This is a genomic window from Acetobacter farinalis, assembly GCF_011516935.1.
Taxonomy (GTDB): domain Bacteria; phylum Pseudomonadota; class Alphaproteobacteria; order Acetobacterales; family Acetobacteraceae; genus Acetobacter; species Acetobacter farinalis.
Map to the genome: position 1 here is coordinate 128734 of NZ_WOTF01000004.1, position 24492 is coordinate 153225.

Annotated in this window: 24 protein-coding genes; 10 read left to right on the forward strand and 14 right to left on the reverse strand. The window is 60.8% G+C overall.

Going from position 1 to position 24492, the window contains the following annotated elements:
• Position 1 precedes the first annotated feature (1 nt).
• A complete protein-coding gene (glyA, locus tag GOB82_RS06680) occupies positions 2-1291 on the forward strand; it encodes a serine hydroxymethyltransferase (RefSeq protein ID WP_166121382.1) in 1290 nt (429 codons plus the stop codon).
• Between the two features lie 49 nt (positions 1292-1340).
• Here the strand turns inward: glyA and GOB82_RS06685 are convergent, their stop codons facing one another.
• The 4 genes from GOB82_RS06685 to GOB82_RS06700 all read right to left on the reverse strand — a co-directional run bounded on the left by GOB82_RS06685 (position 1341) and on the right by GOB82_RS06700 (position 6779).
• A complete protein-coding gene (locus tag GOB82_RS06685) occupies positions 1341-2375 on the reverse strand; it encodes a M14 family metallopeptidase (protein ID WP_166121384.1) in 1035 nt (344 codons plus the stop codon).
• Positions 2376-2571: 196 nt separating this feature from the next.
• Positions 2572-3549: a glycosyltransferase gene (locus tag GOB82_RS06690; protein WP_166121386.1), complete on the reverse strand. Its 978-nt coding sequence runs from the start codon at positions 3547-3549 to the stop codon at positions 2572-2574.
• A 10-nt stretch (positions 3550-3559) separates the two neighbouring features.
• Positions 3560-5626: a DUF4422 domain-containing protein gene (locus tag GOB82_RS06695; RefSeq protein WP_166121388.1), complete on the reverse strand. Its 2067-nt coding sequence runs from the start codon at positions 5624-5626 to the stop codon at positions 3560-3562.
• Positions 5550-6779: a DEAD/DEAH box helicase gene (locus tag GOB82_RS06700; RefSeq protein WP_166121390.1), complete on the reverse strand. Its 1230-nt coding sequence runs from the start codon at positions 6777-6779 to the stop codon at positions 5550-5552. Before GOB82_RS06700 ends, GOB82_RS06695 begins: the two co-directional genes overlap by 77 nt.
• 119 nt (positions 6780-6898) lie before the next feature.
• Between GOB82_RS06700 and GOB82_RS06705 the strand changes: the two genes are divergently transcribed.
• From GOB82_RS06705 to GOB82_RS06715, 3 genes are all read left to right on the forward strand, one after another.
• Positions 6899-7909 carry a mitochondrial fission ELM1 family protein gene (locus tag GOB82_RS06705; protein WP_166121392.1) on the forward strand — a complete coding sequence of 337 codons (1011 nt, stop codon included), beginning with the start codon at positions 6899-6901 and terminating at the stop codon, positions 7907-7909.
• A gap of 93 nt (positions 7910-8002) precedes the next feature.
• On the forward strand, positions 8003-8263 hold the full coding sequence (locus GOB82_RS06710; protein ID WP_166121394.1) for a hypothetical protein: 261 nt from the start codon (positions 8003-8005) through the stop codon (positions 8261-8263).
• A 49-nt stretch (positions 8264-8312) separates the two neighbouring features.
• Positions 8313-8666 carry a zinc ribbon domain-containing protein YjdM gene (locus GOB82_RS06715; RefSeq protein WP_166121396.1) on the forward strand — a complete coding sequence of 118 codons (354 nt, stop codon included), beginning with the start codon at positions 8313-8315 and terminating at the stop codon, positions 8664-8666.
• Between the two features lie 98 nt (positions 8667-8764).
• On the opposite strand, the gene GOB82_RS06720 is transcribed toward GOB82_RS06715, so the two are convergent.
• Both GOB82_RS06720 and serB read right to left on the reverse strand, forming a co-directional pair.
• Positions 8765-8959, reverse strand: coding sequence for a hypothetical protein (locus tag GOB82_RS06720; protein WP_166121398.1), 195 nt, complete (start codon positions 8957-8959; stop codon positions 8765-8767).
• A gap of 36 nt (positions 8960-8995) precedes the next feature.
• Complete coding sequence (gene serB / locus GOB82_RS06725) at positions 8996-9889, reverse strand: phosphoserine phosphatase SerB (RefSeq protein WP_166121401.1); 894 nt, start codon at positions 9887-9889, stop codon at positions 8996-8998.
• Between the two features lie 30 nt (positions 9890-9919).
• Here serB and miaA point away from each other — a divergent pair, with 30 nt between their 5' ends.
• From miaA to ilvC, 4 genes are all read left to right on the forward strand, one after another.
• Positions 9920-10921 (forward strand): tRNA (adenosine(37)-N6)-dimethylallyltransferase MiaA, encoded by a 1002-nt coding sequence (gene miaA / locus GOB82_RS06730; protein WP_166121403.1) that lies wholly within the window; start codon positions 9920-9922, stop codon positions 10919-10921.
• A 38-nt stretch (positions 10922-10959) separates the two neighbouring features.
• A complete protein-coding gene (gene ilvB, locus GOB82_RS06735; RefSeq protein ID WP_377792260.1) occupies positions 10960-12774 on the forward strand; it encodes a biosynthetic-type acetolactate synthase large subunit in 1815 nt (604 codons plus the stop codon).
• A gap of 70 nt (positions 12775-12844) precedes the next feature.
• Positions 12845-13363, forward strand: coding sequence for an acetolactate synthase small subunit (gene ilvN, locus GOB82_RS06740; RefSeq protein ID WP_166121407.1), 519 nt, complete (start codon positions 12845-12847; stop codon positions 13361-13363).
• A gap of 26 nt (positions 13364-13389) precedes the next feature.
• Positions 13390-14445: a ketol-acid reductoisomerase gene (gene ilvC / locus GOB82_RS06745; protein ID WP_265794438.1), complete on the forward strand. Its 1056-nt coding sequence runs from the start codon at positions 13390-13392 to the stop codon at positions 14443-14445.
• Positions 14446-14568: 123 nt separating this feature from the next.
• On the opposite strand, the gene GOB82_RS06750 is transcribed toward ilvC, so the two are convergent.
• The 6 genes from GOB82_RS06750 to GOB82_RS06775 form a co-directional block, all read right to left on the reverse strand.
• Positions 14569-15882 (reverse strand): HAD family hydrolase, encoded by a 1314-nt coding sequence (locus GOB82_RS06750; RefSeq protein ID WP_166121411.1) that lies wholly within the window; start codon positions 15880-15882, stop codon positions 14569-14571.
• Between the two features lie 217 nt (positions 15883-16099).
• On the reverse strand, positions 16100-16696 hold the full coding sequence (locus GOB82_RS06755) for a nicotinamidase (RefSeq protein WP_166121413.1): 597 nt from the start codon (positions 16694-16696) through the stop codon (positions 16100-16102).
• Positions 16697-16748: 52 nt separating this feature from the next.
• Complete coding sequence (gene gltX, locus GOB82_RS06760; RefSeq protein WP_166121415.1) at positions 16749-18080, reverse strand: glutamate--tRNA ligase; 1332 nt, start codon at positions 18078-18080, stop codon at positions 16749-16751.
• Positions 18081-18146: 66 nt separating this feature from the next.
• Entirely contained in the window at positions 18147-18554 is a 408-nt protein-coding gene (locus GOB82_RS06765; RefSeq protein WP_166121417.1) for a hypothetical protein, read from the reverse strand.
• Positions 18551-19753, reverse strand: a complete 1203-nt coding sequence (locus GOB82_RS06770; RefSeq protein ID WP_194300401.1) for a beta/alpha barrel domain-containing protein — start codon at positions 19751-19753, stop codon at positions 18551-18553. The genes GOB82_RS06765 and GOB82_RS06770 overlap by 4 nt, the downstream gene beginning before the upstream one ends.
• A gap of 103 nt (positions 19754-19856) precedes the next feature.
• Positions 19857-21236: a class II 3-deoxy-7-phosphoheptulonate synthase gene (locus GOB82_RS06775; protein WP_166121419.1), complete on the reverse strand. Its 1380-nt coding sequence runs from the start codon at positions 21234-21236 to the stop codon at positions 19857-19859.
• A 466-nt stretch (positions 21237-21702) separates the two neighbouring features.
• Here GOB82_RS06775 and GOB82_RS06780 point away from each other — a divergent pair, with 466 nt between their 5' ends.
• Positions 21703-22098: a hypothetical protein gene (locus GOB82_RS06780; protein WP_166121421.1), complete on the forward strand. Its 396-nt coding sequence runs from the start codon at positions 21703-21705 to the stop codon at positions 22096-22098.
• 51 nt (positions 22099-22149) lie between these two features.
• Here GOB82_RS06780 and GOB82_RS06785 read toward each other — a convergent pair whose 3' ends face one another.
• Complete coding sequence (locus GOB82_RS06785; RefSeq protein ID WP_166121518.1) at positions 22150-22749, reverse strand: IMPACT family protein; 600 nt, start codon at positions 22747-22749, stop codon at positions 22150-22152.
• A 355-nt stretch (positions 22750-23104) separates the two neighbouring features.
• On the opposite strand from GOB82_RS06785, the gene GOB82_RS06790 reads away from it, so the two are divergent.
• Positions 23105-23476 (forward strand): hypothetical protein, encoded by a 372-nt coding sequence (locus tag GOB82_RS06790; protein ID WP_166121423.1) that lies wholly within the window; start codon positions 23105-23107, stop codon positions 23474-23476.
• A 155-nt stretch (positions 23477-23631) separates the two neighbouring features.
• Here GOB82_RS06790 and GOB82_RS06795 read toward each other — a convergent pair whose 3' ends face one another.
• Positions 23632-24459 (reverse strand): pyruvate, water dikinase regulatory protein, encoded by an 828-nt coding sequence (locus GOB82_RS06795; protein ID WP_166121425.1) that lies wholly within the window; start codon positions 24457-24459, stop codon positions 23632-23634.
• Between the last annotated feature and the right edge of the window lie 33 nt (positions 24460-24492).

Here is a 24492-nt window from a genome sequence, read left to right on the forward strand (position 1 = left end):
GATGAGTCAGACGGATCTGGATCGTTTCTTTCATGCGCCGGTTACAAAGACGGATCCGGATGTAGCCGCAGCGCTTGCCAGCGAGCTTGTGCGGCAGCAGGACGGCATTGAACTGATCGCCAGCGAAAACATGGTGTCCGAAGCCGTGCTGCAGGCACAGGGCAGCGTGCTGACCAACAAATATGCGGAAGGGTATCCCGGCCGACGCTACTACGGCGGGTGCTCAGAGGTCGACAAAGTCGAGACACTTGCCATTGAGCGCGTCAAAACCCTGTTCGGTGCCGGGTTTGCCAACGTGCAGCCGCACTCCGGCGCCAATGCCAATCAGGCCGCCTTCATGGCGCTCTCCAAGCCGGGTGACACTATTCTGGGCATGAGCCTTGCTGCTGGCGGGCATCTGACTCACGGGGCCGCGCCCAACTATTCCGGCAAATGGTTCAACGCCGTGCAGTATGGTGTGCGGAAAGAAGATGGCCTGCTGGACTATGAGGAAATGGAGCGTCTGGCCCGTGAGACGAAGCCGACCCTGATTGTGGCCGGTGGCTCTGCCTATCCGCGTATTATCGACTTTGCCCGCTTCCGTCGCATTGCGGATGAAGTTGGCGCGTTCCTGATGGTCGATATGGCGCATTTTGCCGGTCTGGTGGCCGCTGGCCTGTATCCGAATCCGCTCGAGCATGCGCATGTGGTGACATCCACCACGCATAAAACGCTGCGTGGCCCGCGTGGCGGCCTCATCCTGACCAATGATGAAGCTCTGGCCAAGAAGATCAATTCCGCAGTGTTCCCCGGCCTGCAGGGTGGCCCGCTGATGCATGTGATTGCCGGAAAGGCCGTTGCATTTGGTGAAGCCCTTCAGCCGGAATTCAAGGAATACCAGAAGGCGGTTCAGAAAAACGCCAATGTTCTGGCTGAAGTTCTGGTGGAACGTGGGTTTGACATTGTAACCGGTGGCACCGATTCTCACCTGCTGCTGGTTGACCTGCGGCCCAAGAACGTGACCGGCAAAGCGGCCGAGCACGCTCTGGAACGCGCCGGGATTACCGCCAACAAGAACGCCATTCCGTTTGACCCGGAAAAGCCGGCCATCACCTCCGGTGTGCGTCTGGGCAGCCCGGCGGCAACGGCACGTGGGTTCCGTGAAGCGGAATTCCGCCAGATTGGTGAAATGATTGATGATGTGCTGACCGCACTCGCCGCATCCGGTGGGGAAGGTGATGCCGCAGTGGAAAGTGCCGTGCATGACCGCGTGCGTGCTCTGTGCGCCCGCTTCCCTATCTATAACCGCTAAGAGACTCACGCTCCGGGGGCTGGGCTTTTTGCCCGGCCTTCAGGGGAAGTCAGGTGTAGCGGGCCAGCCTGACGGCTGTGTGCCCGCGCATCGGCCTGAGGTTGGGCATGACCAGCAGGCAGTTTTCATAAGGGGTTCTGATTTCTTCAGAGCCGTCAAATGCCAGTAATGTCCCCGCTTTTTTAATCACATCGCCACTGCGGAATGTTTTGACAAACACAAAACGTGACGTGAGGGCTGGCACCGTGTCTGTCACCGTAACCTGTCTGATTTTCTGGCGGCAGGGTGTGCGCGCCGTGGCCGGGGCGAGTGTGCCCATCTGCTCCAGAAAGGTCAGGCTGATGTTCAGCGCAAGGTCGGCAGCTTCGGGCTGCCAGTGTTGCCCGGTTTCCAGCAGGCAGGCCTTGGCCGTGGTGCGGTTGGAGGCAAAGCGCACGTAATCAATCAGCCGGGGGCCATCCTGATGCCCGCCATCCTGCACCACCAGAGGCGGGCGGGGCTGGAAAGCCGAGAGGGTGCAGGCCAGCGCCCGGTTTTTTTCTGTCATGCTGCTCAGAAAAAGCGGGTCTGCGGGCCAGAGCATGGAATGCAGGTCCAGAAGGGCATCAACCGTTTCAATCACCGGCGCCACCGTCCGCACACGCGCCATCTCGCAAGACGTATGGGAGGAGGCGATCAGTTCCGGCGCCCACAGGCGGTTCATATCCTCTTCAATAAAACGTGAGAGGGTGGGGCGGGCCGGATTGAACTGCGCGAACGCGTCCAGATTGAGGAAAATCAGGCTGAGGCGGCCCCGCTGCGGGCGGATGTTCTGCCTGAGCAGCGCAATCAGGGCGCAGGCTCCGGTGTATTCGTTACCGTGCATCAGCGCCGTGATGGCCACATGCGGGCCGGGCCGGGAGGCTTCAAAATGGTACACACCGGGAATGCCGCAATTTCCATCCTGCCAGGGGCCGAGGTCAGGCGGAGGGAGGATGATGTCAAACCGTGGCAGGGGCTGCTGCGGGGGCGGAAGTGTTTCAGAAAGGGTACGAAGGCGAATGCGTCCCTGATGCGCGGCCTGGCGGCGGGACGCGCAACTCATGAGGAGCCCCAGAGGCGCAGGCTGGCGCGGTGACTCTTCCCGGTGTCACACGCATATCCTGCGCATGCCGTGCGGGGAGGGGCGGCAGGGCGTGCGCAGGAGGAGGGGCGGAGAGTCCCGCCCGAGGGAAGAGAGAGACACAGCATGGCAGAGAGAAGTATTATCCCCCCTGACGCATGCTGCAATCCCATATGCTTCAGGACTTTTCGGCGAGAGCCACAACATTGGCATGCGTGCGGCTGGTATCGCTCCGCAAACCATCCCGCACGGCTGCCAGTACAAGGGCGCGGATACAGGCAAGGTCCTTGTTCCGGCGGTAGAGCTTCAGGATGCTGAGCAGCAGAAGCGGCAGGAACAGAGGGAAGACTCGCCCGGAGATTTTTTTGTAAAAAAGAATCCGGTTTCTGACGATGTAATACATCTTCCAGCGGTTGTTCATGAAGCTGACGGTCGTCTTGCAGTCATGAATGAAGTGAATGTCCGGCACGAACAGAAGTGCCAGGCCCAGACACCGAAGCTTCCATGCGTAGAGGATGTCATCCGCATAGATGAACAGATCCGTCTGCGGCAGGCCCAGTGGCCCGCGCACCAGTTCGGCCCGCACGAAAAACCCGACGAAGGAGGCATAATCAACCGGAAGAGGCGTGCTCTGCGTGTAGCGGGCCGGGTCTATGCCGAAGGAATATGTGCGCTGCCTGAGCAGGCTGAAAAATTTTCCGGCGCTGGCAAAGGGGTTGATGCCGGGGCGGTTCATGTCACACACCGCCCCGCTGGGGAAATAGACCGCCGCCGCCACGCCGCCCACGGCGGGAGGCAGGCGCAGGGCCTGAAATGTGCTGAGGGCTTCGGGGTGTGGCCAGGAATCATCGTCAAAACAGACCAGCCAGTCACAGCCTGTCTGTCGCGCGGCATAGTCCATACCGCGCGCAAACCCGCCTGCGCCGCCACTGTTTACGGTTTCATGCAGGCAGTGCAGCCGTGGGTCCGTGCAGGTTTCCAGCCATGCGGCTGTGCCATCCGTGCTGGCATTGTTGACCACCACAACGGCGGCAAAGGCTTGCGCCAGCGTGTGATCCAGAACCTTTTGCAGCATCTCCAGCCGGTTGCAGGTGACAATGACAGCCGCCACCGTGGGGAGAGCGTGTCCGACTGGTGTGGCGGGGGGTAGGGACATGCGTGTGAGCCTAAAGGACGTTCTTGAGGCGGGAGGCAACGCCGGACAAAGGGCGGCGCAGGGGGCGGGGCATCAGGTGCCAGCCGCGTGTGAGCACGCGGCGCGTCAGGCTGTGCTGATAGGGGGCGGGTTCATCCCCCGGTGCAACGCAGCCATGGAAGACAGCCTCATACCAGAAGGTTTTGCGCAGGAAGAACCAGTAAAAGAAGCCAAGCGGCGCATTGCGGTTGTTCCAGGGTTTTGCCTCATACCCGGCGTAATGCACGATTTTGGGGTCTTTCAGATCTTCCAGAACCTTGGCGCGCCATTCGGCATTCAGGTGCGGGAAGATATCACGGATACTGTTCACGCAGTTCCAGGATGTATCCAGCATCCTGACCTTGCCGATCAGATATTTGTTCAGAATATCCTGATCAAGGAACCAGTAGCGTTTGCTGCTGAGGTCCTTGATGGCGGTATCGGACAAATCTGCGGCGCGGAAGGCATCAAGGTCAAACAGGATGACCCCTGCCTGAAAATAGGAATCGCCCTTTTCTCCCAGCCCCAGATACTCGCTCAGATAGCGTGCGGCGGGCAGCGCGCCGGTTTCTTCCATGGAGCGGATGCCCGCCTGCACGAAGTTTTTCATGATCAGGTCCGGCGTGGCCCCGATGATGGCGCCGTTCAGGGGGGTGTCCCACAGCGGGCAGAGGTCGGCCAGCACGATGGTGTCACAGTCAATATAGAGCGCGCGCCGGTGGTGGGGCAGAATCTGGCCGATGGAGAGCCGATAGAACGTGGCGGGAGAAAAATGCATATGCGTGCTGATGCCGCGATACATATGCTGGCAGTCCAGAAAGGTCAGGCGTCCCTTGCTGGCGGGCAGGTTGGTGTGGAACTGGCGCTTCAGCACCCCCTGCTTGAGGGCGGGAATGCCGCCATCCAGCACGATCAGGTCCAGAAACCGGTCCGGATTGAAGGACGCCTTGATGGATTCTAGCAGGGCCGCCAGATGCGGCACGAAATTTTCATCCGCAGCGGTCACGATGGTCACGGCACCGGCAACCGGCGCGGGCGGGCTGCTGGGGAGAGCGGCTGCCGTGCCGGTTTGTGTGCTTTCGTAAAAGCAGCGTGTCAGTTCAAGCACGCCTGACTGCGGGACATGGGGGGAGGCCATGAAAATATTGAACAGTCGTTCCCCCAGATATCCATAAATCCGGCGGGCCTGTGCGGAGTAATTGGTCAGATCGGCTTTCTGCTCCACGGCGGCAAGAATGGAGAACAGCCACTGGCAGTAGCTGTCGAACAGGTCCCGCCGGAACACGAAAACATTGGTGAAATAGCCTTCTTCCGCAGCCATAACGGCGTCAAACGCAGGCAGGTCATCCGGGTACAGGTCAGCAATAACAGAGCGCGTCAGGGCAAGATCATGCTCGAAATGATGATCCGCCCTGACGTAGTGCTGATGCAGGGTGGAATAGCCAAGTCCACGCACAGACCATTTTTTGGGAAGAATGGCGCAGGCGGACGGTGCGGCTTCAAGCGTCTTTTGCACGGTGGCGGCATTGAGGCCCATGTCCGCAAGGGTCTGCGGGGTCATCTGCGCGATGGGGATACAGCCGAACTGGTCTGTCTTGCGGTTCGTGCGGGCAAAATCCAGAAACCGCCGGTAGTGCATGAGGCCAATCCATGCGGCGTCCGTATCGTTTTTCCAGGCCCAGTAGAGTGCTGTCAGTTCACAATATTCCCGGTTTTTGGCGGAAATATTGTCACCCGTGTCATCCCCCTGCATGGGCAGGGGCGTTCTGGCTATGGCCCGCCCGACCTGAATGGGGCGGAAAACCTCATCTTCAAATGTGAAACCCGCAGCATGATGGCAGACGTAGATGTGAACGGGGCCGGGGGCAGCACCAGAAACAGGAGCAGCGGAAGGGCCGGAAGCTGGGCCGGTCTGGTGCGTGGTCATCGGGCGTTCTTCGTGCAGATCATGGGAGATATCGTTCACTCTTTTCCGCCGGGGTTCAAGAGCGGCCCGGGCGGGTGGGCGCAGGTTTTTCGCCACGGGCAGGGCGGGCGGCCTGTCTGGCGGGAGGGGCATCGGGCATTGCCTGCTCCTGCGAGAGGATGCGCAGGCGGACCGAGGCCCCCAGTTCGATCTGCCGGAGTTTCGGGCGTTCCGCCGCAGAACACAGCGTAAGGGCGGAGCCGGTCTGGCCGCCGCGGCCTGTGCGGCCAATGCGGTGCAGATACGCTTCGGGTTGATCGGGCGGATCGTAATTGATCACAGTCTGCACGGAGGGCAGGTCCAGCCCGCGGGCGGCAATATCAGTCGCGACCAGCACCAGAATTTTACCCGCCGTAAAACTGCTGACGGTGGCTGTCCGCTGGGTCTGCGAGAGGTCGGCATGGAGCGGGGCGGCCTGCACGCGGGCTTTTTTGAGCGTTGCGGCAAGCTGGTCTGCTTCTGCTTTGGTTTTGACGAAAACAATCGCGCGGTTTGTCTGGTTACGCATGAAGAACTGGCGCAGGAAGCCGGTTTTCTGCGCGGGTTCGATGAACAGGGCGGCCTGACGGATGGGCCCGCGTTTTTCCGGCGCGGGTGTGATCCGGATTTCCTCTGGCCGCCGCAGCAGTTGCTGCACCGTCTGCTTCAGGGCGGCGGGCAGCGTTGCGGAGAAAAACAGGGTCTGCCGAACAGGGGGCAGCAGGCTGATAATGGCGGCGCTTTCTTCAAAGAATTCCGGGGAGAACAGGCGGTCTCCCTCATCGAGCACCACGCGGGTGCAGTCGGCAAGCTGGATTTCCCCACCATTGGCAAAATCCAGAAGGCGGCCGGGGGTGGCAATCAGTACCCGTGGGCCGTCATGCTGCAGGCGCTCGGCCTGATGCGCCCGGTCTGCGCCGCCATAGAGCGCGATAATGGCCACGCTGCCCGCTTTCTGGCGGGAGTTGTCAGCGCTCTGGCCCAGACAGGTTCTGAAAACACGCGCGGTCTGCAAAGCCAGCTCCCGGGTGGGGACCACTACCAGCACATCCTGCGCGCGCGTGCTCTCCAGAAGCTGTTGCAGCATGGGCAGGGCATAGGCGGCGGTTTTACCCGTGCCGGTCGGGGCAATGGCCAGAATGTCTTTCCGGGCGAGGGCCGCGGGGATGGCCGCCTCCTGAATAGGCGTTGGCTCATTCATGCCTGCCTGTGCGGCCCATGTGCACAAAGACGGCAGAAGGCCCATTGCCTCAAAGCTGTTGGACATGCTGTCTGGTATCCGTCCTGACCGGGGTTGAAACACTGCCTTGCATCATGCTGCTTTGTGCCAGACCCCACCTGCGGACAAAAGGGGCAGCAACAGCGCATGAAAAGCGGGAGAGCCTGATGGCTGAAGACGTATATGCCGGAAAGGTGCCGGGTTCAAACCCTGTCTCCGCACTGGTGGTGGGGGAGGATTTTGCCGGAATGCGTTCTCAGGCGCTGGGGCTGGCGGGCCGCGCGGGGTGGGAGAGCCATTTTGAGGCGGTAAGCCCCGGTCGGCTGGCCCGGCTGGCGCTGGCTGGCCCTTCAGTCCTTGCCAGACCGTTCCTGCGGGGGGTGTCCGGGGTGTCGCTCGCGGGCGGGCGTGATCTGGCGCAGGCGGATGTGGTGATCAGCATTGGCGGGAAGGGCGGGGCGGTAGGCGCTGCCCTGCGTGCGCCGGGGCGGCCTGTGGTGCAGGTTCAGAACCCGCGCCAGTCTCTGGCGCGGTTCGACCTGATTGTGGCCTGCCAGCATGATGAGATTTCCGGCCCGAACGTGCTGCTTGGGCGCACGGCCCTGCACGGGCTGACACCGGAGGTGCTGGCTGAGGCGCGCGCGGTCTGGATGCCGCGCTTTGCAGACCTTCCCCGCCCGCTTATTGCCGGGCTGGTGGGGGGCTCCAACGGGCGCTTCAGGTTTGGTGTGCGGGAAGCTCATGCGCTGGGCACGCTGCTGGCGCGGGCCGTGGCGGAGCAGGGCGGCAGCCTGATTGTCACCCCCTCCCGCCGGACAGACCCGGAGGCGCTGCGGGTGCTGACAGATCTGGTGGAAGCCGCAGGCGGCAGCGTGTGGAACGGTGAGGGTGAAAATCCCTATAGGGGGCTGGTGGCCTGCGCGGATAGTCTGGTGGTGACAATGGATAGTGTCTCCATGGTTTCAGAGGCCGTGGCCGGGTCCGCCTGTGTTTCCGTGTTTCCGCTGCCGGGGCGCTCCCGCCGGATTACCAGCTTCTTGCAGGGGCTGGAGGCTGCGGGGCGTATCCGCCTTCTGGATGCAGGCGGGGCGGCAAACGCACTGGCCCCCTGGGCCGTGAGCCCGCTGGACGATACACCGGAACTGGTGGCGGAAATGCACCGCAGGCTCGGGTTTTAGGGTCTGTTATTCAGGATCGGTGAGTGACTTCCCGGCGGCAGGCGCTTAAGAGGCTGTTTTGGGTTAGTCAGCCGCAGAGCGATGGGGAACGTCATGAACAACCGGAACAAGCAGGAAAGCGCCATCTTCAGGAAGCTTGTACAGATCAATGCCGGACGGTCTTTTCTGGCAAATCTTGGCGGGTTTGTGTGCGTGGTGATCATGCTGGGGCTGGCCAATGTTTTCTGCCACAACGTTCTGCATACCGACCTGCTGTTTGCGTTGCGGCTGCTGATTGTGGCTGTGGCCCTGTATTTTTTTGTGCCGCCGCTTGTTCTCTGGCTCTGGACCGGCAGAACATCCGACACGCAGTAAAAGCCTGACGGCTACGTTCTGGTGACGAGATCGAGAGAGGAGAGTGAGAATGGAGAGTGACGTGACGTGCTCAAAATGCGGTTCCACCTATGCCTATCAGGATGGGGCGATGTGGATTTGTCCGGAATGCGGGCATGAATGGAGCCAGCAGGATCAGACGGCGGAAGGGAGCGCTGAAGGTGCTGCGGAAATCCGCGATGCCAATGGCAATGTGCTGGCTGATGGGGATACCGTGACCGTGATCAAGGATCTGAAGGTCAAAGGCTCTTCCCTGGTGGTCAAGGGCGGGACGAAGGTCAAGGGCATCCGCCTGACCGACGGCGGAGACGGGCATGATATTGCCTGCAAGATCCCTGGGATCGGGGCGATGAACCTGAAATCCGAATTTGTGAAGAAGGCCTGAGCCTTTCTTCTTTCTGATGGCCCTGCTGATGGCAGAGGCCGGAAAGATCGCGCCAGACACTCAGCCGGAAGCTCCGTGCTGGTGTTTGACGCTGCGTCTTACACCCAGATCGTGCCCAGCAGAATGAGTGTGCCGACAATAAGTGCGGCGATGTGTCGCATCACATGCTCGGGTGAGTCTGGCGGCAGAAGCAGATAATAGTGAAAGCAGTAAGCCAGCAGGCCACAGCCCAGCACAACCATAAGCGTGCGGGCAATGGGAAAGGAAGAGAGATCACGCGGGTCAAGCTGCATGGTGTGGTCTTCCTCCTTCCGTGCCGGGGTTCGGCTTTAACTGCCTGAAAAAACGGAGGCCGGGTAGCCTTGTACGAACAGGGCTGTTCTGAGCGATGTCCGGTTGATCTGGGCAGGCACACTCTGCCGCACAATGGGTTTGGCATGGAAGGCCAGCCCGAGACCGGCTTTTTTCAGCATTGGCAGGTCATTGGCGCCATCTCCGATGGCCACGGTCTCCGCCAGCGGAATGCCGTGCGCGAAGGCCAGACTTTCCAGAAGGGCCAGCTTGGTGTTCGGCCCCAGAACCGGGTGGCCTGTCTCGCCCGTCAGGCTGGTTTGCGCATCATCCAGCAGCAGCGTGTTCGCGTGGTCTTCATCAAAGCCGCACAGGTCCGCCACGCGGGAGGTGAAAAATGTGAAGCCGCCGGAGACAAGGGCCGTGTAGGCCCCATGGGCGCGCATGGTCTGCACCAGTTCCCTCGCCCCGTCATTCAGGGTCACGTCTTTCCAGGCCTTTTCCAGCAGGGAAGACGGAAAACCCGCCAGCAGTGCCACGCGCTCCCGCAGGGCCGTGGCAAAATCCAGTTCACCATTCATGGAGCGGGCGGTAATGGCGGCAATTTTTTCGCCAAGCCCGGCATGGGCGGCCAGATCATCCAGCGTTTCGTTCGCCACAATGGTGCTGTCCATGTCCGACACCAGCAGGCGTTTGCGTCGGCCGTCCTGATGTGTCAGGACCGCATCAATCGCCCGGCCTTCCAGTGCGGCATGCAGGGCAGGCAGGCGTGCATGCGCCGTGGCGGGGCAGGGAATATCCACCGCTTCTTCCGGTGAGAGAACGGTTATATCCCGTGCGCCATCCAGCGTATCACGCGCCAGGGCGATGGTGGTGCTATCAAGAGTGGTGGTGTCGCGCTGTGCGACAAGTGTCAGGACATGGCTCATCATTTCACATCGGTGTGTGACAGGAATGCCCGCATGAAGCAAGCGGAAGACCAGCGAACCAGACCCGCAGCACTGATTATCGCGGGGCCGACCTGCTCGGGGAAATCGGCTCTCGCGCTGACTCTGGCGCAGCGGTTTGGCGGGACCATTATCAATGCGGATTCCATGCAGGTGTACACGGACCTGCGTGTGCTGACCGCCCGCCCGGACGAGGCGGATGAGCAGGCCGCGCCGCACCGGCTGTATGGCGTGCTGCCGGCCTCTGAAAAAGGCAGCGTGGCCTGGTGGCGCACACAGGCTCTGGCCGCGATGGAGGAGGCATGGGCCACAGGCCGCCTGCCTATTCTGTGCGGCGGGACAGGCATGTATCTGCGTGCCCTGACCGATGGTCTGGCGGAAATTCCCGAATGCGGGGAGGAGGCCCGTGCAGAGGCGCGCGCGCTGGTGGCGGAGGAGGGCGCGCCTGCGCTGCATGCCCGGCTGGCGGAGGTTGATCCTGAAATGGCGGCGCGGCTGCAGCCGGTTGATTCGCAGCGTGTTTCACGGGCGTGGGAAGTCTGGCGTGGCACGGGCCGCAGTCTGGCATGGTGGCAGGCGCAGCCGGGGCTGCCTCCGGCCCCGTGCCGGTTTGTGGCCGTGCGCCTGCTGCCCCCCCGGCCGGACCTGCGCGCCAGAATCGCCGCCCGGTTTGAAGCCATGCTGGCGCAGGGGGCGATGGAAGAGGTGCAGGCGCTGCTGGCACAAAAGCTGGACCCTGCCTTGCCTGCCATGCGTGCCCACGGTGTGCCTGAGCTTGCGGCCGTGCTGCGCGGGGAGATGTCCGTTGAGGACGCCACACGTCTCGCAATCCTTGCAACCGGCCGTTACACGCGGCGTCAGGCGACCTGGTTTGCGCATCATGCGCTGGCGGAAGAGGGGCTGACATACGATCTTGATATCTGCGCGTCAGCGTTTGGGAAATTTTCGGAAAGAAAGTTGGATGAAATTATTTCTTTTATTCTTTCCGGGATTGACGATGCGCATCAGGTTCCCTAAAGATGCGGCCCAGCCCTCTCATGGGAGATCAGGATAAAATGACGCCGCAAACCGCCTCTTCAGCACCCGATGCACAGAAACCGCAGACCCTTTCGGGTGCGGAAGTTCTTATGCGCGCGCTTGATGAGCAGGGTGTGGAGGTTATTTTCGGCTACCCCGGCGGTGCCGTGCTGCCGATTTATGATGCCCTGTTCCGCCAGAACCGCATCCGGCATATTCTGGTGCGGCATGAGCAGGCCGCCGTGCATGCGGCGGAAGCCTATGCCCGCTCCACCGGGAAGGTGGGGGTTGTGCTCGTCACCAGCGGTCCCGGCGCGACCAATGCGGTTACTGGCCTGCTGGATGCCCTGATGGATTCCATTCCGCTGGTCTGCCTTGCCGGGCAGGTTCCCTCTTCCCTGATCGGGAATGATGCGTTTCAGGAAGCGGATACAACCGGCATCACCCGTCCGGTGACAAAATACAATTATCTGGTGCGCAAGCCCGAAGATCTGGCGCCTGCGGTGCATGAAGCGTTCGCCATTGCCCGCTCCGGCCGCCCCGGCCCGGTGCTGATTGACCTGCCGAAAAACATCACGGTGGGGAATGCGCCTTATGCCGCGGCCAGCCAGACCACGGCGCGTGTGGCCAAACGCATGCCTGAGCCGGACCGTGATGCCGTGAAGCGTGCAGTGGCGGCCATGAAAAAATCCTGCCGCCCGCTGTTCTATATCGGGGGTGGCGTGATTAATGCCGGTCCTGAAGCCTGTGCGAACCTGCGCAAACTGGTGAAGCTGACGGGCTTTCCCATCACTTCCACGCTCATGGGGTTTGGTGCCTATCCGGGTTCGGATGCGCAGTATCTGGGCATGTTGGGCATGCACGGCATGTATGAGGCCAATCTGGCCACACATGGGTGTGATGTGCTGATTGCCCTCGGCAGCCGGTTTGATGACCGTGTGACGGGCCGGGTTGATGCGTTCTCTCCGGACTCCTTCAAGATCCATGCGGATATTGATCCCTCCCAGATCAACAAGATCATTCACGTGGATCAGCCCATTGTGGGGGATGCCGGGCGCATCATCACCATGATGATCGAGGAATGGGAAAGCCAGCCAGCCTACGGGCACCAGACAGAACTGGCGGCGTGGTGGGAGCAGATCGAGGCATGGCGTGCGCTGGACTGCCTGCGTTTCTCGCAGGACCCGGCCCCTGATGCCATTATCAAGCCCCAGCAGGCCATCCGCCGGATTTATGAACTGGCGCGTGAGACAAAGCGCGAGACCTATGTCTCGACCGAAGTCGGGCAGCACCAGATGTGGGCGGCCCAGTATTTCCGGTTTGATGAGCCGAACCGCTGGCTGACATCGGGCGGCCTGGGCACCATGGGGTATGGTCTGCCTGCCGCTGTTGGCGCGCAGGTCGCGCATCCGGATGCGCTGGTTCTGGATATTGCGGGTGAAGCCTCAACCCTGATGAACATTCAGGAGCTGGGCACCATTGCGCAATATCGCCTGCCGGTGAAGCTGTTCATCATCAACAATCACTATATGGGTATGGTGCGCCAGTGGCAGGAACTGCTGCACGGCTCACGCTATTCCGAAAGCTATAGTGATGCCCTGCCGGATTTTGTAAAGCTGGCGGAAAGCTTCCATGCCAGGGGCCTGCGTGCCACGCGTCTGGACGAACTGGATGACACCATTCGCGCGGCTCTGGCGCATGATGGCCCGGTGGTGGTGGACCTGTGCGTGACGGAGGGGGAAAACTGCTTCCCCATGATCCCTTCCGGTGCGGCGCATAATGAGATGATCCTTGGGCCGGAACAGGAAGAGCGTGGCGCCAAGGTGACGCGTGAGGGAATGATGCTCGTCTAACCGGCTTTCTTTCCTTCTCCGCCGTGCCGTGCGCACGGTTTGTTCTGGCGTGTTTTCAGGAAGTTTTTCAATGCAGCAGGAAACTCCCGGCTCTGCGGTCATCTCTCTTCTGGTCGATAATGAAAGCGGGGCGCTGGCCCGTATTGTCGGCCTGTTTTCCGGGCGCGGCTATAACATCCAGAGCCTGACCGTGGCTCCGGTGGATGAGCTTGGCATGCAGTCCCGTGTGAATATCGTGACTACCGGCACCCCTGCCGATATCCGGCAGATCAAGGCACAGGTGGAGCGTCTGGTGCCGGTTTCCCGCGTGGTGAACCTGACAGCGGAAGGCCCGCATGTCGCGCGGGAAATGGCGCTGATCAAGGTGGTGTCTTCCGGTGAGCCCCGCACCGAGGCGCTGCGCATTGCGCAGGCCTTCCGGGCGCGGGCGGTGGATACCACGGCGTCGTCTTTCGTGTTTGAGCTGACAGGCTCCACGGACAAACTTGACAGTTTCATCGAACTGATGCGTCCGCTTGGGCTGGTTGAGGTCTCCCGTACGGGAGTTGCTGCAATCTGCCGTGGGCCACAGACGATTCAGTCCCTCTGAAGGTGAAAGAGCAGGGCGCAACCGCTCTGACAGAGACAGATAAGGAACAAAGAGAAATGACAATGCGCGTGTATTACGACCGCGATTCCGATGTGAATCTGATCAAATCCAAAAAAGTTGCTGTTATCGGATACGGCAGCCAGGGCCATGCCCACGCCAACAATCTGAAAGACAGTGGCGTAAAGGATATCGTGATCGGCCTGCGTGAAGGCTCTTCCGCTGTTGAAAAGGCCCAGCAGGCCGGCTTTACCGTGATGACACCGGACAAGGCAGCCGCCTGGGCCGATGTTGTCATGGTGCTGACACCGGATGAAGGTCAGGGCAGCCTGTACAAGGACTCTCTGGAAAAGAACCTGAAGCAGGGTGCGGCTCTGGCGTTCGCGCATGGTCTGGCCATTCATTTCCGCATTATTGAAGCCCGCCCGGATCTGGACGTGTTCCTGATTGCGCCCAAAGGCCCCGGCCACACGGTGCGTTCTGAATATCAGCGTGGCGGCGGCGTGCCCTGCCTCGTCGCGATTGCGCAGGACAAATCCGGCTCCGCTCTGGATATCGCGCTCTCCTACGCTTCCGCTATTGGCGGTGGCCGCGCCGGCGTGATCGAAACCAGCTTCAAGGAAGAAGTGGAAACCGATCTGTTTGGTGAACAGGCTGTTCTGTGTGGTGGTCTGGTCGAGCTGATCCGCGCTGGCTTTGAAACGCTGGTTGAAGGCGGTTACGCTCCGGAAATGGCATATTTCGAGTGCCTGCACGAAACAAAGCTGATTGTGGACCTGATTTATGAAGGCGGTATCGCCAACATGAACTACTCCATTTCCAACACGGCTGAGTATGGTGAATATGTGTCCGGCCCGCGCGTGATTACGCCGGAAACCAAGAAGGCCATGAAAGGCATTCTGACTGACATCCAGAACGGCACGTTTGTCCGTAACTTCATTCTGGAAAACCAGTCCGGTAACGTTGGGTTCAAGGCAACCCGCGCCCGGAATGATGCGCACCAGATTGAAGCCGTTGGTGCAAAACTGCGTGGCATGATGCCGTGGATTGCAAAATCCCGTCTGGTTGACAAAACCAAGAACTAAGAAGACTGCCAGAGACTGGCATTTTTCAGGAAGAGGCCCGCCGGTTTGTCCGGCGGGCCTTTTTTACGCCCGGTGCTCTGTGTGCCTCAGCCTTGCTTGCCTCAGCACTGGGGGCTCTGGATGTTATGGCAGGCGCGGCGTGGTCTCGCCCAGAAAAATGCTGGCTTCATCCGGGCGCCATTCCCCGGTGTTTTCATCGCGCCCCTGCAGCACGTAACGCGGGGTGGCGGTGCCGCGCTGGCTGAGGGCTTTTTGTAGAAAAGGCTGCATGGCGGCTGGGTATTTCCGGTTGATCAGGCAGCATAAGGGTGTTTCCGGGAAAGCGGATAACAGGTCTGCCGAGCTGTCTTCTCCCGCGAAAACGAGCAGTGGCGGTTTTTTCCGAAGCGCCATATGAGCGCGGAGAAGGGCGGTTTTTCCTGCGCCGAACGGGAAAGGGGAACTGGCATCTTCGGTGGCGCTATACACGCCCTTATGGTGGGCGAGGCGTGCGCCAAGAATATGCTCCCGAGGTAAATTATAGCCATATTCGGCAGATGTTGCGAAAATGGCAACGCAATCTTCCAGTGACGATGTGCAGATAACCGGGTCTATGCCCTGTTCCTGCAAAATCTGGAAAAGATCGGCCATTTCCGGGGTCAGCCGCAGCCCCTGCGTGATGGTCACGCTCACGGGGCCGGTTCGGCCTGCACGGCTTGCCGGGCTTTTCCATGTGCTCTGGCCGATGGATTGGCCAAGTGCGTCTTCATTGGCGGCGCGGGTCAGGGCCACACCATCCTGTATGGTTTGGCCTGCCAGCAGGCGGACCAGCATTTTCTGTGCGGCCTCCTCACCCTGTGCGGCGCGCAGGGCCTGATGATACAGGGCCATTCTGGCCCGGAAGGCCAGCAGGGCGGCATCTTCCATCAGCTCTTCATGCGGGAGCGGGTGCGGCCTGTGCCCGTAATGGGCGGCCAGTGCCTGATAATCTTCCAGAATATCCTGTCTCAACCCGGAAAAACTGATGGTGTGTCCGGCCATGTTTCTGAAGGGAGCCGGAAGGAGTGTCTCTCCCATGCCTGTATCCAGCAGGTGTTGAAACTGTGCGGCGGGGAGCAGGAAGCTGAAATGGTCCAGCATGTAATGGAACAGGGTTTCCTGAACATTGCCGGCAATGGCGCTTTCATCCCAGTCGATCACTGCATAGGGGCGCTGGGTGGGGTCATAGCCCTCGGCATAGTGGCCGTGTGCATCCATCAGCGTTTGCAAGGCCCGGCGTGTGGCGGGAGCCCATTTCAGGATTTCCAGAGTGGGTGGCGGCACATCCGAGGTCATGACGGGGGAGGCCATGCTGGGGGAGGAGGCAGCCTGTGCTGCGCGGGGAAGAGCCGGAAGGCCAGTCAGGCCCAGACCAAACAGGCTCAGACCGAAAGAGCGGCGGGAGAGAGACGGCTGCATACGGATTCCAGACTGTCGGACACGGATGTGATCAGAACAGGTGGCAAGAGTGCCTTATGTTCCAAGGTCTGTCACGGCTGGAAAGTGTGTTTGGAGGAAAAGATATTTCCTGAGAGACGCAGCTTCGCTGTGCGGATTTCCGGGCTGCGGGTTCAAGGCTGTGTCAAAGGGCGTTTGAATACACGGCGTGCCTGAATTCAAACGATGCCGGAAAATCTCAGCCGTCGAGTTGTTGCGAGGTGCGCAGTAATACTCCGGCAGCGCGCAGGGTCTGGAGCGTTTCCGTCTGGTCGGGCGCAATGCCACGGCAGGCGTCCATCAGGACAAGGGTCTGAAGGCCGTTGGCGCGTGCATCCAGTGCTGTGGCCTTCACGCAGTAATCCAGCGCCAGTCCGCACAGGAAAACGCGGGTTATAGAATGGCGCTGCAAAAGGGTGGCCAGCGGTGTGCCGTGCTCGTCCGCCCCGCCGAAAGCGGAGTAACTGTCCTGCTCCGGCAGCGTGCCTTTGAAAACGGCTTGTGCCGTTGCGGGCAGGGAAAGTCCTGCGGCGAGAGCCGCACCCTCTGTCCGGGCAACGCAATGCGGCACCCACGGGCCTTGTGGCTGAAATGAAATGTGCTGGCTTGGGTGCCAGTCCTGCGAGGTGACAATCATGCCAAACGGCAGGCGCACCAGATGCTGGAGGGCGGGCAGAATGGCGTTGCCATCCGGCACGGCCAGAGCGCCACCGGGCAGAAAATCATTCTGCACATCAATAATCAGCAGGGCATCGGCAGGGCCGGGTTTCTGTGGAGGCATGGTGTCTGTCATCATGGGGCAGGCCTCCTTATGGCCCCCGCCGTGCCGGGGCGGGGGAGTGGGTCTTCTAGAGGGTTCCGGGCACCAGCCGCGAGAGGGCGCGGGCGCGGCCAATCAGTGGCAGGAGGTCACTGAGTTCGGGGCCATGCTCCTCAGCCGTCAGCGCCAGACGGAGGGGGCGGAACAGGGCCTTGCCGGAGCGGCCTGTCTGCTCACGCAGGGCGGTGGTCCATGTTTTCCACGTTGTGGTGTCCCACGGTTCCGCAGGCAGCAGCTCGGCCGCCAGTTTCAGGAAATCCTGCTCATCTTCCTGCACGGGGGGAACCAGCGTGCCGTCGGTTACGGTGAGCCACGGGCGCGCTTCGGAGAGCATGTCCAGATTGCCGCGCACAGCCAGCCAGAAGGCTTCCGTCGCGCCTTCGGGCAGGCGGTCCTTCACGGCTTCAAAGGGAAGCTGGCCCAGTAGCTTGTGGTTCAGCCCCAGCATCTGGTGCGTGTCAAACCGCGCAGCGGAACGCGAGATGTGGGAGATATCATAGACCGCAGCCTGCTCCGTGAAGGGCAGCAGAACCGGATCATCCGAACTGCCCAGGCGCGCCAGATAGGACGTGAGGGCTTCAGGTTCAATGCCATCCTGACGCAGCGTGCGCAGGGAGAGGGAATCAAAGCGTTTGGAGAGCTTGCCGCCATTCTCGTCCAGCAGCAGAGGCAGGTGCGCAAAGCGGAAATGGTCCGGTCTGGCCCCCAGTACTTCCGCAATATCCAGCTGAACGCCTGTGTTGGTCACATGGTCTTCACCCCGGATAATGTGTGTGATGCCTGTTTCCAGATCATCCACCACAGAGGCCAGCGTGTAGAGCACGGTGCCGTCCGTGCGCACCAGAACCGGGTCAGATACGGAGGGGAGTTTGACATGGCAGTCTCCCATCACCAGATCGCGCCAGCGGACAACGGTATCGGATAGTTTGAAGCGCCAGTAAGGCACTTTGCCATTGGCTTCAGCCTGCGCGCGCTGCTCCGGTGTCAGTTTGAGCATGGCGCGGTCATACACCGGGGCGCGGCGCTGGCGGATTTGTGTTTCCCGCTTGGCGGCGAGTTCATACTCGCTTTCAAAGCAGGGATAGAGGCGGCCAGAGGCCTTCAGCTTTTTGATGGCCTGCGCGTAGCGTTCCAGCCGGTCGGTCTGGCGGAAGCTTTCATCCCACGTAATGCCCATCCATGTCAGATCGGTACGGATCGCCTCGACATGGCTTTCACGGGAGCGTTCTGTATCCGTGTCATCAATACGCAGCTGAAAGCTGCCGCCGTGGCGGCGGGCAAACAGGGCATTGGCAAGAGCAAGACGGGCATTGCCAACATGCAGCATGCCGGTGGGGCTGGGCGCAAAACGAAGCTTCATGAGGTCTCTATGCCGTGGGCAGAGGGGAAATACCAGCCCTTTGCTGTGGAGGTTTCAAACGGGCTTTCAGTCGGCTGCGGGGTCTTCAGGGGTGTCGGGCAGGTCTTCCCCTTCGTCTTCCTCTTCCACCAGTCGGCGGGGGTCCAGCGCCCGCCAGTCGCGCTCCATGGGGGTGGCGCGGGTGGCCACAAAATCATCCAGCTCATTGGCGGAATGCCAGCCGTCTTCCCCTGCTTCCAGCACGACGGCATCCTCCCCGAAGCTGAGCCATGTGCTCAGCACATCCTTGGCGGAGGCGCCCGGCGTCCGGCAGCGTTCCACGCTGTCCCGCACGTAGCAGCGGGCGAAGGCGTTTGCGTGCGCCAGGTCATGAAAACCGCCGATTTCTTCAACAATATTATCTTCCGCGCCACCGGACAGGTCCATAATGCGTACGCGCCATGTCTTGTCTTCAGGAGAGGTGGAGTCAGTCATTCAGGTTTGCCTTTCTGGGCCTTGCGGCAGGACGGGAGCAGAAATTCACGTCCGATTTTCACACGTTCCGCGCCGTTGTAAGAGACAATATCGGCTGTGGCATAGGTTTCGTTCCATCGGTCGGGAATAAAAGAGCCCGTGCCGACAACATCAATGGGTGCGCGCGCGTCCGCCATGCAGGCGCATTTGGTCACGCCGAAGCCGGAGGAGGCGATGATTTTCACCTGTGGGAATCCGGCCTCATCCAGCGCATCCCGCATCCGCCAGATCGCCGCGGCGGAAACGCCTGTGCCGATCAGATAGCGCAGTTCGGAATCCGAACGGTACCGGCGGAGCGACTCCGGGGCATGCCGGTCCAGCACAGCATAGGAAAGCTGGGGGTTCAGCCCTTCCAGAAAGCGGCCGCCATGGGTGTCCAGCCGCACGGCCAGACGGCCTTGCGCGGCAAGATCGGGAAAGCGGTGGCAGACAGCCAGAGCATCCGTAATTTCCTGCCCGAAATAGTCCACCAGCACGACCAGATTGGTCTCGGGATACAGCTCATGGAACATTTCCGCCGCGCGGACGGTGGAGCCCGCATAGCCAATCAGCGCATGCGGCATGGTGCCTGCGCCGTGTTCTGTCTCGAAAAACGGCGCAACAGCATCATTCGCCGTGCCGATAAAGCCGATTGCGCCATCACGCTGTGCAGCGCGACCGCCCACGGAGGCCGCGTAGGCCATGAGTTCCTGCATTTCAAACCCGGCGCAGTGGCGGGCATCCATGGCCAGAAATCTGGTGTTGGGCAGGGAGATGGCTATCTGGTAGGCGCGGTGTGCCGCCACGCAGGGGCTGCCCAGCTTTTGCAGCAGAAGCGTTTCAAGGTCCGCCAGATGGCTGAAGGAGCCGGTGATGTACATCAGAGGCTCACCAGCCCCCACCCAGTCTCCTTCGGGGTGAACGAGGTCAACCGTATAGGGGCTGTTCCGCTCCGCCATGACGTTTTTCAGCCATGTCAGCATCAGCCCCGGCGCGGAAATAACCGGGCGACGGATGAAGAAGGCGTACGTGACCTCACAATCGCCAAAGCGGGAGACGATCTCCCGCGTGCGATTGAAGTAGGAGTCCGTGCGGGCGTGGATGGTGGCATCGGACAGGGGGGCCGATGTGTAGGCGGTGGTCAGGCCGGGCGCATCCGTGCCCATCGTGGAATGCGTCATGCTTTCAGCGCTCCGTTCCGGTTTTGGCTGCACGGATGATGGTCCGTCCGGAGGGCGCGGTAAAGGCACCCCCCGGCTATGTGATGCCCCCGGCCTGCGGGCCTTAGCGTTTGCCTGTCAGTTCTTCAGCCAGCAGGAAGGCAATTTCCAGAGATTGTTCGGCATTCAGGCGCGGGTCACAGAAGGTTTCATAGCGGCTGCCCAGATCATCTTCCGTCAGGCAGTTGGCGCCACCCACACATTCCGTCACGTTCTGGCCGGTCATTTCCAGATGCACGCCGCCTGCATGAATGCTCTCGGCCTTGCTGACATCAAAGAAGCCTTTGATCTCCTTCATGATGGCGTCAAAGGACCGTGTCTTCACGTTCTGTGAGGTGGAGATGGTGTTGCCGTGCATCGGGTCTGTCAGCCATGTCACGGTGCGGCCTGTCTGTTTGACGGCGCGCATCAGCGGCGGCAGGTGCTGTTCGAGCTTGTCCGCGCCCATGCGGGAGATCAGGGTGATGCGTCCGGCTTCATCCTGCGGGTTCAGGATTTCCAGAAGCTGCTCCAGATCTTCAATACGGCTTGTCGGCCCGACCTTGATGCCGATGGGGTTACGCACCCCGCGCAGGAATTCCACATGCGCACCATCCGGCTGGCGGGTGCGGTCACCAATCCAGACAAAATGGGCGGAGCAGTCATACCACTCGCCAGAGGTGGAATCGACGCGTGTCAGCGCCTGTTCGTAGGGCAGCAGCAGGGCTTCGTGCGAGGTGTAGAATTCTGTTTCATCCACCTGCGGTGCAGAGGCGGCGTCAATCCCGCAGGCCTGCATGAAGGAGAGGGTCTCCCCAATACGTTCGGCCATCACGCGGTAGCGGTCTGCCAGCGGAGAGCGCTCCACAAAGCCGAGGTTCCAGCGGTGCACTTCATGCAGGTTGGCATAGCCCCCGCGTGAGAAGGCGCGCAGCAGGTTCTGAATGCCGGTGGACTGGAAATAGCCGGTTTCCATCCGCAGCGGGTCCGGCACACGGGCTTCGGAGGTGAAGGCCGGTCCGTTGATAATATCCCCGCGGTAGGACGGCAGCGTGACATCCCCTTGCGTTTCCGTATCGGAAGAGCGGGGTTTTGCGAACTGGCCAGCCATGCGGCCGAGTTTGATAACCGGCACTTTTGCGCCAAAGGTCAGCACCACAGCCATCTGCAGCAGCACACGGAAGGTGTCCCGCACCACATCGGCCTTGAATTCACCAAAGCTTTCCGCACAGGCGCCGCCCTGCAGAACGAAGGCTTCCCCCTTGGCGGCCTTGGCAAGCTGCGCGCGCAGGCGGCGCACTTCACCGGCGAACACCAGAGGCGGGTAGGAGCTCAGGCGGCCTTCAACGGCTTTCAGAGCCTCCTGATCCGGATAGGTGGGCATCTGCCGGACCGGAAACGACCGCCAGCTCTCCGGCATCCAGGCTTTAGACGTCGGGTGGGGCTGGTTGAGCGAGGCACTCATGGGTCGATCCTGTCTGTTCATTCTTGGGTGGGGATGAAGGCTGGGAGAAAAATAACAGCACTCCTCCGGGTTTTTTCTCCGGCAGGGGTGTCTTTATGTCTAAAACTGCCAGAATACGCAAACTTTGTTAAGCCGACGTGGTGCCATTCTTTAAGGACTGCAATAGGGAATGCGTATGCGGAATGGCGCCATTGTCGCGAAGGTATAGCTATTGCGGCAGCAAACCGGACTGGTCTGTAACCGGATGGCCAGAGGGCGCTCCAGAGAGCGCATCAGCGGGCGCACCAGAGCGCGCACGGAAGAAGGCGTGAGCCTGCCAGAGGATATGGGTCGGGCGGAGGGAGATAGCGGGGGCGCGAAAGCCGATTGGATTTTTTTGCAGGTTGATGCGATACTGAACTCTTGTCGCCCGCGCCAGGTCTCTGAGTGCAGGTTAAGGTTCATTTCTTTCGCGGGGTGACGCGCAATGGCGCAACTGCGTAAACCATCTTTCATGCTGCTCATGGGGCTTTGCCTCGGCCTCGGTCTGGCTGCCGGCAATTCCATTGCCCATGCGGACCCGGCCCTGACGCCTGATGACTCCATTTCCTTCGGAGATGGCGGGGCGGCTTCATCCACCAACAGCAAATCCGCGGAGAAGAAAACGGTGCATGGTCACCGTAGCCTGCCTCCGGGCTATCAGGATGCGCCGTCCATGGAATTCAACCACGGGGCAGACCCGGACCATCTGGCAAAAGTGCATCGTGATGCCGTAACAGGCACCGATCTCTCCCGCTACGGTTCCGCTTATGAAACCAGTGGCCCATACGGCTCCGGCCAGATGGGTGACGCCACAGGGAACGGCTGGGTTACCCCCCGCTAAACCCGGACAGACGGGACGCTTGCCTGCGTGCTGCGCGCGCAGCGCAGGTTTCTAGTCTTCCACAACACTCACGTGCGCCTGACCACTGGTTAAATCCAGAATCCGGTGCGTAAGGCTCTCCTGCTGCTCAGCCGGAAGAGTCAGCACGATAGTCGCCCCTGTGCTGTCAAAATCAGGGGGAGCCATTTCTATTCCCGCCCAGTCCTGCATCCTGGCCTGCATAAGGGCGAGCAGGGAAAACGGGCAATGAAAGCGCAGCCTGATGCGCTCTATCAGCTCTTCTTTCGGGGCTTCGCGCAGGCACTCAGCGGCAGTGCCGCCATAGGCGCGCACCAGCCCGCCCGCACCAAGCTTGATACCGCCAAACCAGCGAGAGACGACTATTGCGACCAGATCGAGCTTTTGCGCGGTTATAATCTGCAGAATGGGGCGGCCTGCCGTGCCGGAAGGTTCTCCGGCATCATGGCAGCGGCAATGTGGCCCGACCTGCCACGCCCAGCAATGATGGGTGGCCTCCGGTGCCGCAGCGGCAATGCCGGATATAAAAGCGTCTGCTTCCTTAATGCTTTTTACAGGCATGGCCTGTGCCAGAAACCGGCTTTTTTTGATTTCCCGCTCCAGCGTGAACGGTCCGGTGAGTGTTTCTGTCATGGCGGGCATGATACTGGCCGTGCCGGACGGCCGACAAGAGCTGTGGTCTGGGAAAGTGTCTTTTGCACGCCTCAAAGTTAAGACCGTGCCCCAAAAACCCAGCAGTGCAGGAAACTCTGGCGTTCCGGGGCGTGAAGCGTCTTGCGGAGCCCGTCTTTCAGGTGATCTGCGAGACGTTGGTCGCAATACACCGCGCGTAACCATTCAACGCACAGGCTCCTTCTCCACCGCCTCGCCTGTTCAGCGGCTTTGGTGGAGGGGCGTGTGCGGAGAGGTGTCCTCATTGCGCAACCAGCCAAAACCGGGCAGAGTTCAGCATGGTTGAGGCAGTTTGAACGTGGGAGATCACCGCGCAATGGCACACTGGTTCCGTAAGGGCTGTTTTCTGTTTGCTGGTCTGTGGACTGTGGCATTACCCGTTCTGACAGTCTCTCCTGCACTGGCAGATGATGATGACGGTGAGGAAGGCCACAAAAGCCCGGATATGCACCATCTGGCGGCAAAACCGCCCCTGCCGCGCGCGCACAAGGATTTCAGCAAGTTCCGTTATCGCCCGGAAGGGGACAAGGTGCAGGAACAGGCTGATGCAAACCGTCTGCTGTTCTGGACGCAGGACGGGCGACCCGACGGCTATGCCGAGCGCCGGGGCAGCAGCGTTATTTATTATAATGCGCAAGGTCAGGCTATTCGGGTGCAGCGTCTGGATCCGTCAGAAATGGCGGACTGACCGGTCGGGCCAGTCTGGCGGACGCTGCGTCCAGGCCGAGATCAAGGCATAGGCTCTTGGGCTGAGGTGCCCGGAGCGGCTCTGCCTGAACTGGTCACAGAATGTGTTCACGGCAGAGCTTTCCGAACGCCAGAGTGGCGTTCGTGCGCTTCGGCTTATTGCGTTGCTGTCAGATCCAGAATGGAGGCTGACGTTTCTTCAATAGAGCGACGGGTGACGTCAATCACCGGCCAGTTATGGTGGCGACAGAGGCGCCGTGCCCAGCGCAGTTCCTCCTGCACTTTTTCCAGATCAATATAGGCATAATCTGCCGCCGGGTCCGACTGGCGGCTTGTCGGCATCATCTGGGAAAGGCGGGTGCGCCGGATTTCAATCAGTGTTTCCGGATCAATAGTCAGGCCGATCACCGGGCATTGCAGTGTAAACAGGATGGGGGGCGGCTCAATGCCCATAACCAGTGGCACGTTGGCGGCCTTGATGCCCCTGTTTGCAAGGTAAAAGCAGGTGGGTGTCTTGGAAACGCGGGAGACGCCCACCAGCACCAGATCCGCTTCCTTGAGGTTATCCGTTTCCTGCCCGTCATCATGGGCCAGCACGTAGTGCATGGCCTCTATCCGCTGATAATAGTTCTCATCCATGATGTATTGACCGCCAGGGTGACGGGTTGCGGTTTCTCCCGTCTCGGTCGAAAGAAACGCCACCGCGTTATCCAGCACATCCAGCAGGCGTACCTGAAGGCTTGTACAGCCCGCTTCCATATCAGCCTGCAAGGCGGGGTCCGTCAGGGAAGACATGACCGGCCCACGGTCCAGCGCAATATGGCGGAGAACGCGCCGCAACTGGAGGCGTGAGCGGATGAGGTTCCAGTGGCGCAGCCGGACATCTGTGTTGGGGAACTGGGCAATACACGCCCGAGCGACAGCATCCAGCGTCTGGCCGGTGGCCTCAGAAACAAGATGCAGGGTTAAGGAATTCTGCTGCATGGCTGGGTGAAGTAAAGCATTGGCCGCCCCTCT